Raw genomic sequence first — 18623 nt, 5'->3', positions numbered from 1 at the left:
TGTTACACGAAGCGAAGCGAAGTGAAAAGCTGGGGGGCCACCGCGGCCGCCGCCGGGCCGCCCCAAGGCGGTCGCGCCTCCCCCTCGGGGGGGTGGCGTTACACGGAGCGAAGCGAAGTGAAAAGCTGGGGGGCCACATTCCTTCTATACAATCGCGCGCCTGTTCCGGAGGGGCTATGCCGTTTTCCCGGGACGTTGTGTGACTTTCGGCATGGAGCTACGCACGTTTCCGGCCCGCGTTCAGGGGTATAACCCCCTGGTTCGCCATCGGCGGGTGCCCCGACAGGGCGGGCGCCACGCGGCCTTCGGGCGGCGTGGTTCCCATGGGTCGAACCCCATCGAAAGCGTGTACCAGTTCGTCGAAGGAGCCAGTCACCGTGAAGAAACCAGTCGCCAAGGCAACGCCTGTGTCCAAGCCCGCCGTCAAGAAGACCGCGGTGGCCAAGCAGGCCGTGCCCGCCGCGAAGAAGGTTTCTGCTTCCCATTCCGACCGCCCCGCCGCCCCGTCCGAGCCAGCTGCCGTCAGCAAGGCCAAGGCGAACGGCACGGGCGCTTCCTCATCAACCCATGCAGCCGGCCATCAGGCCGCTGCGCCAGCTTCAACGAATCCCGTTAAAAAAGCGGCCCCCGCCGCTGCGGCGACACCTGCTATGACTACTCCGACCACCCCCACTCCTCCCTCCACAACAGCCTCGCCGCCCCGCGCCGCGCGCGCTTCGTCGCGGTTGTCGCAAGTCACCGTGCCCTCGATGCCGCAGTCGGTGGCGTCCACGGCGGCCAAGTCCAGCTTCGTCCAGGTCGCCAACAACCCGCTGGTGCCGCCGCCGCCCATCGCGGTCAAGAAGGACCCGAAGCTGGCCAACAACTGGAAGTCGAAGACGCCGGACGAGCTGACCGACGCCGAGGTCATCGCGATGCCGGATTCGGAGTACATGAACGACAAGCAGATGGCCTTCTTCCGCCTGAAGCTGCAGGCGCTCAAGCGAGGCATCCTCGAAAACGCCGGCGAGACCACCGAGCACCTGCGCGAGGACACCGTGGTGGTGCCCGACCCGGCCGATCGCGCCACCATCGAAGAAGAGCATGCGCTCGAGCTGCGCACGCGCGACCGCGAGCGCAAGCTGCTCAAGAAGATCGAACAGTCGATCCAGCGCATCGATGCCGGCGACTACGGCTACTGCGACGAAACCGGCGAGCCGATCGGCGTCGGCCGTCTGCTGGCCCGTCCGACCGCCACGCTGTCGCTCGAAGCGCAACAGCGCCGCGAGCTCAAGCAAAAAATGTTCGGCGATTGAGATGAGTTCTCCCCCAGGCTCCCCCACTTCGTGTGGTCCGCCAACCCCCTCGCCGGGGGCGCACCCAGCGGCCCGGCGGAGCCGGTTCCGCGGGTGCTTCCGAACGGGCCAGCTTCGCGGCCGGGTCGCGGGCCGGGCGCTGGATATTTGAGAAGAGCGGAGCTGTAGCGAATGGCCAAAGATGATGCAGGCCGCCTGCTGTCGAAGGTTGCGAAGTTCGTTCGCAATCCGCTCAAGGACTGGTCCGAGCTCGATGCCGACGAGTCGGCGTCGATGGACAACGGCTACAGCAAGGAAATGCTCAAGGAGATGATCGAGCGGCGGCAGCGCAACGACTTCGTGCGCCGCCGCGAGTTCGACATGCTCCGCAAGCTGCGCCAGCGCGAAGCCGCCGGCGGGCGAGATCCGGCGGGCACGCCGTCTTCCTTCAACGTCAGCAGCACCTCCGGCAAGACCGAGGGCAGGGCGCTCACGCTCAAGAAGATCGCCGAGATCGAAGAGCAGATGTCGCAGCAGTGGTGGAAGAACCGTCCTCCGGGCGGTGGCCACGCCGCCGACGGCAAGGCCAGCGCCAGCGGCGACATGGCCGCCCAGCATGCGCGCGCCTATGCCGACACCCAGCCTGGCGTGGCACCGCCACCCGGCATGGCGGTGCCAGCGTCGGTTCCGTCCCTGTCCGACGGCTGCATCGAGGAAGCTGCCATCCGCTTCGCCCACGGCGACGATGCCGGTGCCGAAGCCATCCTGCTGCAGGCGCTGGCGCCCGAGGCGCCCGATGCCGACCATGACGACAACTGGCGGACGCTGCTCGACCTCTACCGCGCCATCGGCGACAGCGACAAGTACTCGGCTGCCGCCACACGCTACGCGCAGCGCACGAAGCGGGCTGCGCCCGAGTGGATTTCGCTGCCCGCGTTGGCCGAACGTACCCAGGCCGAGATGGCCAGGAGCGCCGCGTCGCCGACTCCGTCCGGCGGTGCCGACTGGGCCAGCCCGCCGGTCCTGAGCCGCGACAGCCTGGTCAGCCTGACCCGCGCGCTGGCCGCGGCCGGTCCGGTCTGGAAGCTGGACTGGAGCGTGCTCGACACCATCGAGCCCGAGGCCGCCGGGCCGCTGCGTGCGCTGTTCAACCACTGGGCAGATTCGGCTGTGCAGGTGCGTTTTGCCGGCAGCGACCGGCTGCTGATCGCCCTGACCGAGGCCACCCCCGTCAACGAGCGCCGGGTCGACGCCGTGTGGTGGCAGCTGCACATGGCCGCTTTGCGCGTCATGCACCGGGCCGACGAATTCGAGCTGCTGGCGCTCAACTACTGCATCACCTACGAAGTCTCGCCGCCGCCCTGGGAAGACCCCAAGGGCGAGTTCGCCGAGCTGGACCCGCCGGCATCTTCCGGATTCCAGGTGTCCTCGCGAAGCGACCTGCCCAGCACGGGCGGCGCATCACCGGCAGCCTTGCCGGGTCGCGGATCATTGGCCGGCGAGATCGCGGGCGAATCGCTTCCGGTGTGGGAGCGCCTCGATGCCGAGCTGGCGCGTTCGCAGGGCCTCACCATCTCGTGCGCCGCGCTGGTGCGCATCGATTTCACGGCAGCGGGCACGCTGCTGAACTGGGTCACCGAGCGCGACGCGCGCGGCCAGCGCGTCGGCTTCGTCGATGCGCATCGGCTGGTCGCTGCGTTTTTCGGCGTGATCGGGATCGGGGACCACGCCGAAGTGGCGATCCGGCCCAATTGAGCCTCTGAGCCTCTGAGCCTCTGAGCCTCTGAGCCTCTGAGCCTCTGAGCCTGGTGCGCGGGCCTGCCGCGCAAGCTTGCCTCCACCCGCGTCAGCCTTCTTCCTCCAGGTGCGATGCGACGCGCTATTCTGTTTTCCCGGCTTGCATTCGCGCGGGCCATAGCCATATTGCTTCGATGGAACAATTTCACGGAACCACGATCATCAGCGTGCGCCGTAAGTCCCCCAATGGCGACCAGGTCGCGATCGGCGGCGACGGGCAGGTGACACTCGGCAACATCGTCATCAAGGGCAGCGCGCGCAAGGTGCGCCGGCTCTACCAAGGCAAGGTGCTGGCGGGATTCGCCGGTGCCACCGCCGATGCCTTCACGCTCTTCGAGCGCTTCGAGGGCAAGCTCGAAAAGCACCAGGGCCACCTGGCGCGTGCCGCCATCGAGCTGACCAAGGATTGGCGCACCGACCGCGTGCTGCGCCGCCTCGAAGCCATGCTGGCCGTGGCCGACGCACACAGTTCGCTGATCATCACGGGCAATGGCGACGTGCTGGAGCCCGAGAACGGCATCATCGCCATCGGTTCCGGCGGCGCCTATGCGCAGGCCGCGGCCAAGGCGCTGGTCGACCACACCGACCTGAGCGCCGCAGACGTCGTCAAGCGCTCGCTAGAGATCGCGGGCGAGCTCTGCATCTACACCAACATGCACCACACCATCGAGAGCCTGTGAGCCCCCCCATGTCCATGACCCCGCAGGAAATCGTCTCCGAACTCGACAACCACATCGTCGGCCAGCCCGATGCCAAGCGCGCGGTGGCCATCGCGCTGCGCAACCGCTGGCGGCGGCAGCAGGTCGACGACAAGCTGCGCTCCGAAATCACGCCCAAGAACATCCTGATGATCGGCCCGACGGGCGTGGGCAAGACCGAGATCGCACGCCGGCTTGCACGGCTGGCGGACGCGCCGTTCATCAAGGTCGAAGCGACCAAGTTCACCGAGGTCGGCTACGTCGGCAAGGACGTCGACGCCATCATCCGCGACCTGGCCGAAGTCGCCGTCAAGCAGACGCGCGAGACCGAAAGCGCCAAGGTCCGCATGCGCGCCGAAGACGGCGCCGAGGAGCGCATCCTCGACGTGCTGCTGCCGCCGGCACGCAGCGCCGATGGCGCGTCGACTGCCGACGCCGGCAACGCCACCCGTCAGGCGTTTCGCAAGAAGCTGCGCGAGCACCAACTCGACGACAAGGAAATCGAGATCGAGCTGGCCGAGTCGCGCGCCCCGCTCGAGATCATGGGGCCGGCCGGCATGGAAGACATGACCGAGCAGTTGCGCGGCATGTTCGGCCAGCTGAGCCAGGGCCGGCGCAAGACGCGCAAGCTCAAGATCGGCGAGGCCATGCGCCTGCTGATCGACGAGGAAGCGGCCAAGCTGCTCAACGAAGACGAAGTCCGGGCGCAGGCCATCCACAACGCCGAGCAGAACGGCATCGTCTTCATCGACGAGATCGACAAGGTCGCCGCGCGCAGCGAAGGCCAGGGCGCCGACGTGTCGCGACAGGGCGTGCAGCGCGACCTGCTGCCGCTGGTGGAAGGCACGGCCGTCAGCACCAAGTACGGCGTGGTGCGCACGGACCACATCCTCTTCATCGCGAGCGGCGCTTTCCACCTCAGCAAGCCCAGCGACCTGATCCCCGAACTGCAGGGCCGCTTTCCGATCCGCGTCGAATTGGGCTCGCTGTCGGTGGCTGACTTCGAAAGCATCCTGACGCAGACCCGTGCCTCCCTGGTCAAGCAGTACCAGGCGCTGCTGGCGACGGAAGGCGTGACGCTCGAGTTCACGCCCGAAGGCATCACCCGCCTGGCGAGCATCGCCTTCGAGGTCAACGAGCGCACCGAGAACATCGGCGCGCGCCGCCTGTCGACCGTCATGGAGCGCTTGCTGGACGAAGTGAGCTTCGATGCGACCAAGCTCGAAGGACAGACCGTTCGCATCGACGCGGCCTACGTGGACGCGCGCCTTTCGGCACTAAGTCACGACGAAGATCTTTCCCGGTTCATCCTCTGACGGCGCAATGGCACCGATTCGGTTCACGCATCACATTCATTGCGTGAGCTAAGTGCTTCATCTGCAACGAAATTCGGTGTCGACTACTGTTTAAAAACACCGCTAAGTCGTTGATTCCATTACAAAAAATAGCCGCGACGCCTCGTTGCGCTGTAGGTGTTTGCTGCTACAGTGCAAAAAAGTGCAGTTATGTGGGAAAAAGTGACCGTTAGTGCCTCAACCGAGGCGCTCGGCGCCTTCCGAACAGGGGTTTCGCGGTCGTGGTGTTCCAAGGGGCTTCATCGCTCAGTCTTGATGCCAAGGGTCGGCTTTCGGTGCCGACCCGGCATCGTGACGTGCTGAGCGCGACGGCCTCGAGCCAACTGACGATCACCAAGCATCCGCATGGCTGCCTGATGGTGTTTCCGCGTCCAGAGTGGGAGAAATTCCGCGATCGCATCGCTCAGCTTCCGATGTCGGCACAGTGGTGGAAGCGCATTTTCCTCGGCAACGCGATGGACGTCGACATGGATGGCACCGGCCGCGTACTGGTCTCGCCCGAACTGCGGGCGGGCGCGAACATCACGCGCGACGTGCTGCTGCTCGGCATGGGCAACCATTTCGAACTTTGGGACAAGGCCACCTACGACGCCAAGGAGGCCGAGGCGGCCCAGGGCGAGATGCCCGATGTGTTCCAGGACTTCTCTTTCTGAGGCCGGCCGTGCTCGCCCCGTGGACCCATACCACCGTGTTGTTGAAGGAGGCTGTCGAAGCCCTTCTTTCCGACGCGACCGCAGTCGGCGGCGGCACCTACGTGGATGCCACCTTCGGCCGCGGCGGCCACTCGCGCGCCATACTCGAGCGATTGCCGGGCGACGGCCGGCTGATCGCGTTCGACAAGGACGCGGAAGCGGTGGCCGAGGCAGCGCGCATCGAGGATGCGCGTTTTTCCATCCGGCACCAGAGCTTCGCCCACCTGGGCGAGCTGCCACCGGCCAGCGTGGCCGGCGTGCTGATGGACCTCGGCGTCAGCTCCCCCCAGATCGACAACCCCGAGCGGGGTTTTTCTTTTCGTTTCGACGGCCCCCTGGACATGCGCATGGACACCACGCGCGGCCAGAGCGTGGCCGAGTGGCTGGCAACGGCCGACACACAGCAGATAGCGGAGGTGATTCGTGACTATGGCGAGGAACGGTTTGCTGTTCAGATTGCAAAGGCGATTGCTGCTCGCCGACAGGAACGGGGCCCAATTTCAACCACCGCCGAGCTGGCCGAGCTCGTGGCTGGCACGGTCAAAACCCGCGAGCCGGGCCAGAACCCTGCAACGCGCACATTTCAGGCTCTTCGGATTTTCATCAATGCCGAGCTTGAAGAGCTGCAACAGGCGCTAGACGCGAGCCTTGCCGTGCTGCAACCCCAGGGCCGGCTCGCGGTGATCAGCTTCCATTCGCTGGAAGACCGCATCGTGAAGCAGTTCATCGCCGGGCATTCGCGCGAGGTCTACGACCGCCGTGCGCCTTTTGCCGCGCCGAAGGCGATGAAGCTGCGTGCCGTCGGGCGCGTCAAGCCCGGCCAGGCCGAGGTCGACGCCAACCCGCGCGCACGCAGCGCGATCCTGCGCGTGGCAGAACGCACCGGCGAAGCCTGACATGGTGCGACTCAACCTCCTCCTGCTCATGGCCGTGCTGGCCTCGGCGATCTTCCTCGTGCACACGCAGTACGACTCGCGCCGGCTGTTCACCGAGCTGCACCGCGAACAGCAGGAGACGCGCCGGCTCGAACTCGACCGCGACCGGCTCGAGGTGGAGAAGCGCGCGCAGTCCACGCCGCTGCGCGTGGAGCGCCTCGCCAAGGAGCAGCTCAAGATGCGGACCACCACCCCGGCGATCACGCAGTACGTGCGTGCCGACGGCACGGTGATCCCGGCAGTCGTCGCACCGCCGCCGGCCGCCCCGGCAGGCCGTCCAGCCCCAGCAGCGGCGCCAGCGAACCGGAGGAGCACACAATGAGCCGTCGCAGCGTCCAGTACACGCAAAGCCCTCTCCTGGCCAGCAAGACGCCGGTCTGGCGCAGCAAGTTCATCGTCGGCGGCATCGCCTTCGGCTTCCTGGTGCTGGCCGGCCGCGCCGCCTACGTGCAGGTGGTCGGCAATGCCTTCTTCCAGCGCCAGGGCGAAGTGCGCTACGCCCGCACGCTCGAGCTGCCGGCCAACCGCGGCCGCATCCTCGACCGCAACGGCCTGCTGCTGGCGTCGAGCGTGGTGGCACCCAGCATCTGGGCGATTCCCGAAGACATCGAACGCGACGACCCCGAGACCAAGGTCAAGCTGCGGCAGGCCGCCAAGCTGCTGGGCATGGCGCAGAAGGACTTCGACAAGAAGCTCGAGGACGAGGACAAGACCTTCGTCTGGATCCAGCGCCAGGTCGACGAGCCCATCGCCAAGCAGATCGCCGCGCTCAACATCAAGGGCCTGTACCAGCGCAAGGAATACAAGCGCCAGTACCCCGAGGGCGAAGCGGCGGCGCACGTGGTCGGCTTCACCAACGTCGAGGACAAGGGCCAGGAGGGCATCGAACTCGCCTTCAACGGCGAACTGGCCGGCAAGGCGGGCTCCAAGCGCGTCATCAAGGACCGCCTCGGCCGCGTGGTCGAAGGCATCGGCGAGCAGATGCCGCCGCTCGACGGCAAGGACATCCAGCTCAGCATCGACAGCAAGGTGCAGTTCTTCGCCTATCAAAAGCTGCGCGACGCCGTGACCGCCAACAAGGCCAAGGCCGGCAGCGTCGTGGTGCTCGACGCCGTCACCGGCGAAGTGCTGGCGCTCGCCAACTACCCGAGCTACGTGCCCGACAAGCGGCAGAACCTCACCGGCGAGCAGCTGCGCAACCGTGCCGTCACCGACACCTTCGAACCCGGCTCGACCATGAAGCCCATCACCGTCGCGATGGCGCTGGAGGCCGGCCGCATCAAGCCGCAGACGATGATCGACACCGGTCCCGGCCGCTACAGCATCGGCGGCTTCACCATCAGCGACACGCACAACTACGGGCTGCTGACGGTCGAGGGCGTGATCCAGAAGTCCAGCAACGTGGGCGCGCTCAAGATCGCCCAGAAGATGGCGCCGCGCGAGATGTGGGACACCTACACCGCGCTCGGCTACGGCCAGAAGCCGCAGATTCAGTTTCCGGGCGCCGTCACCGGGCGTCTGCGTCCGTGGAAGGGCTGGAAGCCGGTGGAGCAGGCCACCATGGCCTACGGCTACGGCCTGTCGGCGTCGCTCTTCCAGATGGCGCATTCGTACACCGCCTTCGCGCACGACGGCGCCATCATTCCCGCCACCATCCTCAAGAGCCCCGAAACCGCGGTGGGGGTGAAGGTGTTCTCGGCGCAGAACGCGCTGGCCGTGCGCAAGATGCTGCAGATGGCCGCCGGCCCCGGCGGAACCGGCCAGCGTGCGCAGACCATCGGCTATTCGGTGGGCGGCAAGTCCGGCACCGCGCACAAGCAGGTCGGCAAGGGCTACGCGAGCAACAAGTACCGCTCGTGGTTCACAGGCATGGCGCCGATCGAGAAGCCGCGCATCATCGTCGCGGTGATGGTCGACGAGCCCAGTGCCGGCCAGTACTTCGGCGGCCTGGTGGCGGCGCCCGTGTTCAGCGAAGTGGTGCAGCAGACGCTGCGCATGATGAACGTGCCGCCCGACCTCGCCGTCAAGCCGCTGGTCGTGACCAACGGCGTGGAGGAAAGCTTCTGATGCTCGCGCTGCGCACCCCGCCCGACGCCGCGGCCTGGCTGCAGTCCCGCGTGCGCGGGGCCCTGCATGCCGACAGCCGCCCGGTGGGTGCAGGCGACGGCTTCGTGGCCTGGCCCGGCGCCGCCACCGACGGCCGGCGCCATGTCGCGGCCGCGCTGGCGCAGGGCGCGACGGCCTGCCTGGTCGAATCGGAAGGCGCAGACGCTTTCGGCTTCGACGAGGCCGACGCCCGCATCGCGCGGTACGCGGGCTTGAAGGCGGACACCGGCCCGATCGCCGCGGCCTACCACGGCGACCCCTCGTTGCAGCTCGACCTGCTGGCCGTCACCGGCACCAACGGCAAGACCTCCACCGCCTGGTGGCTCGCGCAGGCGCTGGCCGCGCACGATCCGTCGCGGCCCTGCGCCGTGGTGGGCACGCTGGGCATCGGCGTGCCGCCAGCTCTCACTTACACCGGCCTCACCACGCCCGACCCGGTGATGCTCCAGCGCGAGCTGCGCGCCTTCGCCGACCGCGGCTTCGGCGCCTGCGCGATCGAGGCCTCGTCCATCGGCATCGCCGAGCGCCGCCTCGACGGCACGCGCATCGCGGTGGCGGTGTTCACCAATTTCACGCAGGACCACCTCGACTACCACGGCAGCATGGACGCCTACTGGCAGGCCAAGGCCGAGTTGTTCCGCTGGCCCGGCCTGCGCGCCGCGGTCGTCAACATCGACGACGTGCACGGCGCCAGCCTGGTTGCCAACCTGATGGAACGCGGCGAGGGTGCGCCGGCGCTGTGGACCGTGTCGGCCCACGACGCGCGCGCCCGGCTGTCGGCGCAGGACATCGGCTATGGACCCGAAGGCCTGCAGTTCACCGTCGTGGAGCAGGGCAGCGCACCGCAGCGGCTCTCGACGCAGCTGATCGGCCAGTACAACGTGGCCAACCTGCTCGGCGTGCTGGGCACCCTGCGCGCGCTCGGGCTATCGCTGGCGGAAGCCGCTGCGGCCTGCGCGCGGCTCGACAGCGTGCCGGGCCGCATGGAGCGTGTGAGCGTGCCGGGCCGGCCGCTGGCCGTGGTCGACTACGCCCACACACCCGATGCGCTGGACAAGGCCTTGGCCGGCCTGCGCCCGCTGGCGCAGCAGCGCGGCGGCCAGCTGTGGTGCGTGTTCGGCTGCGGCGGCGACCGCGACAGCACCAAGCGCCCGATGATGGCCGCGGTGGCAGAAAAGCAGGCCGACCGCGTGGTGCTGACCAGCGACAACCCGCGCAGCGAAAAGCCGGGCGCCATCATCAGCCAGATCCTGCTGGGCCTGGCCGACCCCGAGTCGGCCCAGGTCGAGCCCGATCGCGCCAAGGCGATCCGCGACACCCTGGCCCAGGCGGCGCCGGCCGACGTGGTGCTGCTGGCCGGCAAGGGCCACGAGGCATGGCAAGAGATCGCGGGCGAGCGCATCGCCTTCTCCGACCGCGCCCATGCCATCGATGCGCTGATGCACGGAGGGAAGGCCGCATGAGCATTTCCGACAGCGCCGCGATGATGACCTTGCGCCAGGCGCAGGCCTGGATCCCTGGCGCGCGCCTGGTCGGCGACGCCGGCACCGAAGTCCTGCGCGTGCACACCGACACCCGCACGCTGGCCTCGGGCGACCTGTTCGTCGCGCTCAAGGGCGAGCGCTTCGACGCCAACGAATTTCTGACCGATGCGCGCGCACGCGGCGCGGTCGCGGCCATCGCCCACGGCGGCCTGGAGGCGGCCGGCCTGCCGGGCCTGGAAGTGCCCGACACGCTGGCGGCGCTCGGCGCGCTCGCGCGGGGTTGGCGCGCGCAGTTCGACCTTCCGCTGGTGGCCGTCACCGGCAGCAACGGCAAGACCACGGTCACGCAGATGATCGCGTCCGTCCTGCGGGCGGCGGGTGTCGACCGTGCACTGGCCACCATCGGCAACTTCAACAACGAGATCGGCCTGCCGCTGACCCTGCTGCGCCTGCGCGAGCGCCATCAACTCGCGGTGGTCGAGCTGGGCATGAACCACCCCGGCGAGATCGCGCGGCTGGCCGCCATCGCGCAGCCCACCATCGCCCTGGTGAACAACGCCCAGCGCGAGCACCAGGAGTTCATGGCCACGGTCGAAGCCGTGGCGCGCGAGAACGGCGCGGTGTTCGCCGCCCTGCCCGACAACGGCACGGCCGTGTTCCCCTATGGCGACTCGTTCAGCTCCCTGTGGAACGAGATGGCGCACGAGGGCGCGCCGCGCCGCTGCCTGAGCTTCGGCGAGCAGCCCAATGCCGACATCGCCCTCGGCCAGGCCGAATGGCGGCAGGGTGCCTGGCACTTCGAGGCGCGCACGCCGCTGGGCGAAATTCGCTCGACCGTACGCATCGCCGGCCGCCACAACGTAGTGAACGCACTCGCGGCCATCGCCTGCTCGCTGGCCTGCGGCGTCTCGGTCGACAAGATCGCCGAGGGCCTCGCTGCCTTCGAGCCCGTCAAGGGCCGCTCGCGCGCGAGCGAGCTTCAGCTGGCCGACGGCCGCGCCATCACCGTGGTCGACGACAGCTACAACGCCAACCCCGACTCGGTGCGCGCTGCCGTCGACGTGCTCACCGGCCTGCCGGGCCCGCGCCTTCTGGTGCTGGGCGACATGGGCGAAGTCGGCGACCGCGGCCCGGAGTTCCATGCCGAAGTCGGCGCCTGGGCCGCCGAGCGCGGCATCGATGCGCTGTTCGCGCTGGGTGCCGCGTCGGTCCACGCCACCACGGCCTACACCCGCGGCGGCGGTGCCGAGGCTCGCCATTTCGACGACATCGATGCGCTCAACGCGGCAGTGCGGGCGCAGTTGCCGCGCATCGCCAGCGTGCTGGTGAAGGGCTCGCGCTTCATGCAGATGGAGCGCGTGGTCCAGGCCATCGCCGCCGGCGCCGCGCCGCGCAACGACAACGACAACGACAACGACAACGACAACAACAAAGAGGAGGGCGGCCATGCCGAATGAGCCGCACGCGACTGCATCATGCTGATGAGCCTGGCCCAATGGCTGCAGACGGTGTCGCCGGAACTCGGCTTCCTGCGCATCTTTCAATACCTCACCTTCCGCGCACTGATGGCGGCGGTGACCGCGCTGCTGCTCGGCCTGGGCGCGGGCCCTTACGTCATCCGCCGCCTGGCCGCGCTCAAGATCGGCCAGCCCGTCCGCGGCTACGCGATGGAGACGCACCTGAGCAAGAGCGGCACGCCCACCATGGGCGGCGTGCTGGTGCTGGTGTCGATCGCCATTGCCACGCTGCTGTGGTTCGACCTGTCCAACCGCTTCGTCTGGATCGTGCTGTGGGTCACGCTGGGCTTCGGCGCCATCGGCTGGGTCGACGACTGGCGCAAGGTGGTGCGCAAAGACCCGGAAGGCATGCGCTCGCGCGAAAAATACATCTGGCAGTCGATCGTCGGCCTGGTGGCGGCGTTCTACCTGCTCTTCAGCATTTCCGAGAGCTCCAACTGGCGTGTGCTCGAACTCTTCTACGCCTGGGTGGGCTCGGGCTTCGACCTCGACTTTCCGCCCAAGATCAACCTGCTGGTGCCCTTCTTCAAGGAAGTCAGCTACCCGCTGGGCGGCATCGGCTTCGTGATCCTCACCTACCTGGTCATCGTGGGCGCGAGCAACGCGGTCAACCTGACCGACGGCCTCGACGGCCTGGCCATCATGCCGGTGGTGATGGTGGGCTCGGCGCTGGGCGTGTTCGCCTACGTCACCGGCAGCGCCGTGTATTCGCGCTACCTGCTGTTCCCGCACATCCCCGGCTCCGGCGAGCTGCTGGTGTTCTGCTCGGCCATGGCCGGCGCGGGCCTGGCCTTCCTGTGGTTCAACACGCATCCGGCGCAGGTCTTCATGGGTGACGTGGGTGCGCTCGCGCTCGGCGGCGCGCTGGGCACCATCGCCGTCATCGTGCGGCAGGAGATCGTGTTCTTCGTGATGGGCGGCATCTTCGTGGTCGAGGCCATCTCGGTGATGGCCCAGGTGACCTATTTCAAATACACCAAGAAGCGCTTCGGCGAAGGCCGCCGCGTGCTCAAGATGGCGCCGCTGCACCACCACTTCGAAAAGAGCGGATGGCGCGAGACGCAGGTGGTGGTGCGCTTCTGGATCATCACCATGCTGCTGTGCCTGGTGGGTCTTTCGACGTTGAAGCTGCGGTAGCCACGATGCGGCATCTTCAAGACCAACACGTGCTGATCCTGGGCCTGGGTGCGTCCGGCCTGGCGATGGCGCGCTGGTGCGCGCGGCACGGTGCCAAGGTCACGGTGGCCGACACGCGCGAAGCGCCGCCGCAGCTCGATGCGCTGCGTGCCGAGTTGCCCGAGGTGGCTTTCGTCGGCGGGCCCTTCACGGCCGCGCTGGTCGATGGCACGCCGGTGCGCGCGGTCTATCGCTCGCCGGGCCTGTCGCCGGCCTCCATCGCGCCGGTGGTCGATGCCGCCCGTGCGGTGGGCTTGCCGGTGGGCGGTGAACTCGATCTGTTCACGTACGCGCTCGCGGACCTGCGCGTGGCCGACAGCGATCCGCCTGCAGAGGCTGCCGAGGCCGCAGAGGCCACCGAGCCCGCGGAGGCGGCGCCGGCGGAGATCGACGCCCCCGTGCCGGCCACCGCCGCGCTCGTGGATGTTCCACCCGAACTCCCCGATGCCGTGACGCAGGCAGCGGAAGCCGCCGCCGCCACCGCCACCGTGTCGCAGCCGGTCTCCGAAACGGTCGAGGACGACGACGATGCCGAGCCTGCGGCACAGCCGCTGATCCCCGTTCCGCCCGCGCCGCGCGGCTACCGCCCGGCCGTGCTGGCCGTCACCGGCACCAACGGCAAGACGACTGTCACCGCGCTCACCGGCCAGCTGGTCGCGCGTGCCGGCAAGACGGTCGCCGTGGCCGGCAACATCGGCCCGACCCTGCTTGACACGCTGGCCGCCCACATCGACGCCGGCACCCTGCCCGAGGTCTGGGTGCTCGAACTGTCCAGCTTCCAGCTCGACGGCGTGCAAGGCTTCGAGCCCACCGCCGCCACGGTGCTCAATCTTTCGCAAGACCACCTGGACTGGCACGGCGACATGGCCGCCTATGCGGCGGCCAAGAAGCGCATCTTCGGCAGCAGGGGCACCATGCTTCTGAACCGCGAGGACGAGGCCGTCATGCAGATGAAGCCGGCGCCCGCCAAGCTGCCCAAAGGCCAGCAGCCGCGCAGCATCGTGAGCTTCGGCGCCGGCATGCCGCTGCGCCCGGGCGACTGGGGCATCGAGCGCGTCAACGGCATGGCCTGGCTGGTGCGCGCCCTCGAGGCCGACGAGACGCAGAAGCGCAAGCGCGGCGCCGCGGCCGAAGAGGAAGAGCTGCACTTCCAGCGGTTGATCCCGGCAGATGCCCTGCGCATCCGCGGCCGGCACAACGCGCTCAACGCGCTGGCTGCGCTCGCGCTCGCCACCGTGGCGGGCTGCCAACTCGGCCCCATGCTCTACGGCCTGCGCGAGTACCGCGGCGAGCCGCACCGGGTCGAGCCGGTCGCCATCGTCGACGAGGTCGAGTACTTCGACGACAGCAAGGGCACCAACGTCGGCGCGACCGTGGCCGCGCTCGCCGGACTGGGCGAAGAGCGCCGCGTCGTGCTCATCCTGGGTGGCGAAGGCAAAGGGCAGGACTTCACGCCGCTGGCCGCGCCGGTGCGCCAGTACGCCCGTGCGGTGGTGCTGATCGGCCGCGACGCGCCCATCATCGAAGCCGCGCTCGCCGGCACCGGCGTCTCGCTGCAGCATGCCGCGTCGATGCAAGAAGCCGTCAGGGCCGCGGCCGGGCGCGCGCACCCCGGCGATGCGGTGCTGCTGTCGCCGGCCTGCGCCAGCTTCGACATGTTCAAGGACTACGCCCACCGCGCCGCGGTCTTCTGCGAGTCGGTGCAGGACTGGGCCGAGGCACCGCGCAGCGCGGGCCTCGATGCCGCGAACGAGGAGGAGGCGAGATGAGCTCGACCGCGCCGGGCCCCGCCGCGACGCCCAACAAGCGCCCTGCCTTCTGGCAGGGCTGGTTCAGCCGCGCCGAGAGCGCCATGGACGCCTTGCCCATGCACCTTCCGGTGCGCCTGGGGAACGCCGGCATGACGCAGACCAAGGCCGCGCCGGTGCGGGTGCTGGGTTTCGACCAGGCGCTCGCCTGGGTGACCATTGCGCTGCTGGCCTGGGGCCTCGTGATGGTCTATTCGGCTTCCATCGCACTGCCCGACAACCCGCGCTTCGCACGCGCGGGCTACAGCCCCGCTTACTTCCTGACGCGTCACGTGGCCTCCATCGTCATCGCCCTCATCGCCGCGCTGCTGGCCTTCCAGGTGCCCATGCGGGTCTGGGAGCGGGCCGCGCCCTGGCTCTTCGTCGCCTCGCTGCTGCTGCTGGTGGCGGTGCTGATCCCGCACATCGGCATCAACGTCAACGGCGCGCGCCGTTGGCTGCCGATGGGCTTCATGCGCTTCCAGCCTTCGGAGCTCGCCAAGCTCGCGATGATCATGTACGCGGCCAGCTACATGGTGCGCAAGATGGAGATCAAGGAGCGCTTCTTCCGCGCCGTGCTGCCGATGGGCGTGGCGGTGGTGGTGGTCGGCATGCTGGTGATGGCCGAGCCCGACATGGGCGCCTTCATGGTCATCGCCGTGATCGCCATGGGCATCCTGTTCCTGGGCGGCGTGAACGCGCGCATGTTCTTCCTGATCGCTGCGCTGGTGGTGGTGGCCTTCGGCACCATCGTCGCCTCCAGCCCGTGGCGGCGCGAGCGCATCTTCGCCTACCTCGATCCGTGGAGCGAAGAGCATGCGCTGGGCAAGGGCTACCAGCTCTCGCACTCGCTGATCGCCATAGGCCGCGGCGAGGTCTTCGGCGTCGGCCTGGGCGGCAGCGTCGAAAAGCTGCACTGGCTGCCCGAGGCCCACACCGACTTCCTGCTCGCGGTCATCGGCGAGGAGTTCGGCCTGATCGGCGTGCTGCTGGTCATCGGCCTGTTCCTCTGGCTGACCCGCCGCATCATGCACATCGGCCGCCAGGCCATCGCGCTCGACCGCGTGTTCGCCGGCCTGGTCGCGCAGGGCGTGGGCATCTGGATCGGCTTCCAGGCCTTCATCAACATGGGCGTCAACCTGGGCGCGCTGCCGACCAAGGGCCTGACCCTGCCGCTGATGAGCTTCGGCGGCTCGGCGATCCTGATGAACGTCATCGCGCTGGCCGTGGTGCTGCGCATCGACTACGAGAACCGTGTGCTGATGCGCGGGGGACGTGTATGAGCGCCGCGCCGGGCCGCCCCAAGCAAGCGAACGCCCCCTCGGGGGGGCAGCGAGGACACGTCAGTGCCGAGCGTGGGGGTCTGTGTATGAGCGCCGCGCCGGGCCGTCCCAAGCAAGCGAACGCCCCCTCGGGGGGCAGCGAGGACACGTCAGTGCCGAGCGTGGGGGTCTATGTATGAGCGCCGCGCCGGGCCGCCCCGAGCAAGCGAACGCCCCATCGGGGGGCAGCGAGGACACGTCAGTGCCGAGCGTGGGGGTCTGTGTATGAGCAGAACGGCACTCGTCATGGCGGGCGGCACCGGGGGGCACATTTTCCCGGGCCTGGCGGTGGCCGAAGCGCTGCGCGAGCGCGGCTGGCGCGTGCACTGGCTCGGCGCGCCCGGCAGCATGGAAGAAAAGCTCGTGCCTCCGCGCGGCTTCGACTTCGAGCCCGTGCAGTTCGGCGGCGTGCGCGGCAAGGGGCCGCTCACGCTGTTCCTGCTGCCCATGCGCCTGCTGCGCGCCTTCTGGCAAAGCCTGGGCGTGGTGCGCCGCGTGCGGCCCGACGTGGTCGTCGGCCTGGGCGGCTACATCACCTTTCCGGGCGGCATGATGAGCGTGCTGCTCAATCGCCCGCTGGTGCTGCACGAGCAGAACTCGGTCGCCGGCCTCGCCAACAAGGTGCTGGCCGGCGTGGCAGACCGCGTCTTCACCGCCTTCCCCGACGTGATGAAGAAGGCCCAGTGGGTCGGTAATCCTTTGCGTTCGGCGTTCCTCTCTCAGCCCGACCCGGCCAGCCGCTTCGCCGGCCGCAGCGGGCCGCTCAAATTGCTGGTGGTCGGCGGCAGCCTGGGCGCGAAGGCGCTCAACGCCGTGGTGCCCCAGGCGCTGGCGCGCATCGCGCCGGCAGAGCGCCCGGTGGTTCTTCACCAGAGCGGCGCCAGGCAGATCGACGAGCTGCGCGCCAACTACGCCGCTGCCGGCGTCGAGGGCGAGCTCACCCCTTTCATCGACGACACCGCACGCGCTTATGCCGACGCCGACCTGATCGTCGCGCGCGCCGGTGCGAGCACCGTCACCGAAATCGCGGCCGTCGGCGCGGCCGCGCTCTTCGTGCCCTTTCCATCCGCCGTGGACGACCACCAGACCACCAATGCCCGCTTCCTGGTCGACGCGGGCGGGGGCTGGCTCGTTCAACAGAACGAACTCACTCCCGAATTGCTGGCCGATTTGCTACAGAAGACCGGGCGCCCCGCGCTCATGGACCGTGCCGTGAAGGCGAAGACGATGCAGAAGACCGAGGCCGTGGACCTTCTGGTCAAGGCTTGCGAGGAGCTTGCGAAATGAAGCATGCCATTCGCCACATCCATTTCGTGGGCCTGGGCGGCTCCGGCATGAGCGGCATCGCCGAGGTGCTGTTCAACCTGGGCTACCAGATCTCCGGCTCCGACCTCTCCGACAGCGCGACGCTCAAGCGCCTCGCCGGCCTGGGCATCGGCACCTTCGTGGGCCACGATGCGGCGCACATCGCGGGTGCCGACGCGGTCGTCACGTCCACCGCCGTGCATGCCGACAATCCCGAGGTGGTGGCCGCGCGCGAGAAGCGCATCCCCGTGGTGCCGCGCGCGCTGATGCTGGCCGAGCTGATGCGTCTCAAGCAGGGCCTGGCCATCGCCGGCACGCACGGCAAGACCACCACCACCAGCCTGGTGGCCAGCGTGCTCGCGGCCGCCGGCCTGGACCCGACCTTCGTCATCGGCGGCCGCCTCAACAGCGCCGGCGCCAACGCACGCCTGGGCAGTGGCGACTACATCGTGGTCGAGGCCGACGAGTCCGATGCCTCCTTCCTCAACCTGATGCCGGTGATGGCGGTCGTGACGAACATCGACGCCGACCACATGGAGACCTACGGGCACGACTTCGCGAAGCTCAAGAAGGCCTTCGTCGATTTCCTGCACCGCATGCCCTTCTACGGCGTGGCCGTGCTGTGCACCGACGACCCGGCCGTGCGCGAGATCGTGCCCGAGGTGTCCTGCCCGGTCACCAGCTACGGCTTCGGCGAAGACGCGCAGGTGCGCGCGGTCAACGTGCGCGCCGTCGGCCCGCAGATGTTCTTCACCGCGCAGCGCCGCAACGGCGTCACGCTGCCCGACCTGGACATCGTGCTGAACCTGCCCGGCGAACACAACGTGCGCAACGCGCTCGCCGTCATCGCGATTGCCGTGGAACTCAACGTGCCCGACGAGGCCGTGCAGCGCGGGCTGGCCGACTTCAAGGGTGTCGGCCGCCGCTTCCAGCGCTACGGCGAGGTCAAGCTGCGCGGCGCCCACGGCCTGGGCAGCTTCACGCTGATCGACGACTACGGCCACCATCCGGTCGAGATGGCCGCCACCATCGCCGCCGCGCGCGGCGCCTTCCCGGGGCGGCGCCTGGTGCTGGCCTTCCAGCCGCATCGCTACACCCGCACGCGCGACTGCTTCGAAGACTTCGTCAAGGTCATCGGCGGTGCCGACGCGGTGCTGCTGGGCGAGGTCTACGCC

General features: G+C 68.7%; 15 protein-coding genes. All 15 read left to right on the top strand.

All coding sequences use genetic code 11. The annotated features are described in order from the left end of the window. Positions 1-377 precede the first annotated feature (377 nt). Positions 378-1295, top strand: a complete 918-nt coding sequence (gene dksA / locus B0W80_RS30870) for an RNA polymerase-binding protein DksA (RefSeq protein ID WP_256856738.1) — start codon at positions 378-380, stop codon at positions 1293-1295. A gap of 171 nt (positions 1296-1466) precedes the next feature. After that, entirely contained in the window at positions 1467-3029 is a 1563-nt protein-coding gene (locus tag B0W80_RS30865; RefSeq protein ID WP_077002973.1) for an STAS domain-containing protein, read from the top strand. 176 nt (positions 3030-3205) lie between these two features. After that, positions 3206-3751 (top strand): ATP-dependent protease subunit HslV, encoded by a 546-nt coding sequence (hslV, locus tag B0W80_RS30860; protein WP_077002972.1) that lies wholly within the window; start codon positions 3206-3208, stop codon positions 3749-3751. Between the two features lie 8 nt (positions 3752-3759). Continuing rightward, positions 3760-5085 (top strand): ATP-dependent protease ATPase subunit HslU, encoded by a 1326-nt coding sequence (gene hslU, locus B0W80_RS30855; protein WP_077002971.1) that lies wholly within the window; start codon positions 3760-3762, stop codon positions 5083-5085. A 263-nt stretch (positions 5086-5348) separates the two neighbouring features. Continuing rightward, complete coding sequence (gene mraZ / locus B0W80_RS30850) at positions 5349-5777, top strand: division/cell wall cluster transcriptional repressor MraZ (RefSeq protein WP_077002976.1); 429 nt, start codon at positions 5349-5351, stop codon at positions 5775-5777. 8 nt (positions 5778-5785) lie between these two features. Then, positions 5786-6712 carry a 16S rRNA (cytosine(1402)-N(4))-methyltransferase RsmH gene (rsmH, locus tag B0W80_RS30845; protein ID WP_077002970.1) on the top strand — a complete coding sequence of 309 codons (927 nt, stop codon included), beginning with the start codon at positions 5786-5788 and terminating at the stop codon, positions 6710-6712. A gap of 1 nt (position 6713) precedes the next feature. Next, the gene (gene ftsL, locus B0W80_RS30840) at positions 6714-7073 is read left to right on the top strand and encodes a cell division protein FtsL (RefSeq protein WP_077002969.1); all 360 of its coding nucleotides are present in this window, start codon (positions 6714-6716) and stop codon (positions 7071-7073) included. Then, positions 7070-8818 (top strand): penicillin-binding protein 2, encoded by a 1749-nt coding sequence (locus B0W80_RS30835; protein ID WP_077002968.1) that lies wholly within the window; start codon positions 7070-7072, stop codon positions 8816-8818. Before ftsL ends, B0W80_RS30835 begins: the two co-directional genes overlap by 4 nt. Beyond that, positions 8818-10320, top strand: a complete 1503-nt coding sequence (locus B0W80_RS30830; RefSeq protein ID WP_077002967.1) for a UDP-N-acetylmuramoyl-L-alanyl-D-glutamate--2,6-diaminopimelate ligase — start codon at positions 8818-8820, stop codon at positions 10318-10320. Before B0W80_RS30835 ends, B0W80_RS30830 begins: the two co-directional genes overlap by 1 nt. Next, entirely contained in the window at positions 10317-11798 is a 1482-nt protein-coding gene (gene murF / locus B0W80_RS30825; protein ID WP_083745743.1) for a UDP-N-acetylmuramoyl-tripeptide--D-alanyl-D-alanine ligase, read from the top strand. The genes B0W80_RS30830 and murF overlap by 4 nt, the downstream gene beginning before the upstream one ends. Positions 11799-11816: 18 nt before the next feature. Continuing rightward, entirely contained in the window at positions 11817-12995 is a 1179-nt protein-coding gene (gene mraY, locus B0W80_RS30820) for a phospho-N-acetylmuramoyl-pentapeptide-transferase (RefSeq protein ID WP_077002966.1), read from the top strand. A gap of 5 nt (positions 12996-13000) precedes the next feature. After that, on the top strand, positions 13001-14803 hold the full coding sequence (murD, locus tag B0W80_RS30815; protein ID WP_077002965.1) for a UDP-N-acetylmuramoyl-L-alanine--D-glutamate ligase: 1803 nt from the start codon (positions 13001-13003) through the stop codon (positions 14801-14803). After that, entirely contained in the window at positions 14800-16104 is a 1305-nt protein-coding gene (gene ftsW, locus B0W80_RS30810; protein WP_077002964.1) for a putative lipid II flippase FtsW, read from the top strand. The genes murD and ftsW overlap by 4 nt, the downstream gene beginning before the upstream one ends. A 264-nt stretch (positions 16105-16368) precedes the next feature. After that, positions 16369-17430, top strand: a complete 1062-nt coding sequence (gene murG / locus B0W80_RS30805) for an undecaprenyldiphospho-muramoylpentapeptide beta-N-acetylglucosaminyltransferase (protein WP_077002963.1) — start codon at positions 16369-16371, stop codon at positions 17428-17430. Continuing rightward, a partial coding sequence (gene murC / locus B0W80_RS30800) for a UDP-N-acetylmuramate--L-alanine ligase (RefSeq protein WP_077002962.1) occupies positions 17427-18623 on the top strand: 1197 nt, incomplete at its 3' end. The genes murG and murC, both read left to right, overlap by 4 nt.

Origin of the sequence: Variovorax sp. KK3 (assembly GCF_001984055.1) — a bacterium.
Lineage (GTDB): Bacteria > Pseudomonadota > Gammaproteobacteria > Burkholderiales > Burkholderiaceae_C > Variovorax.
This window is presented reverse-complemented; position numbering and strand designations above follow the sequence as displayed.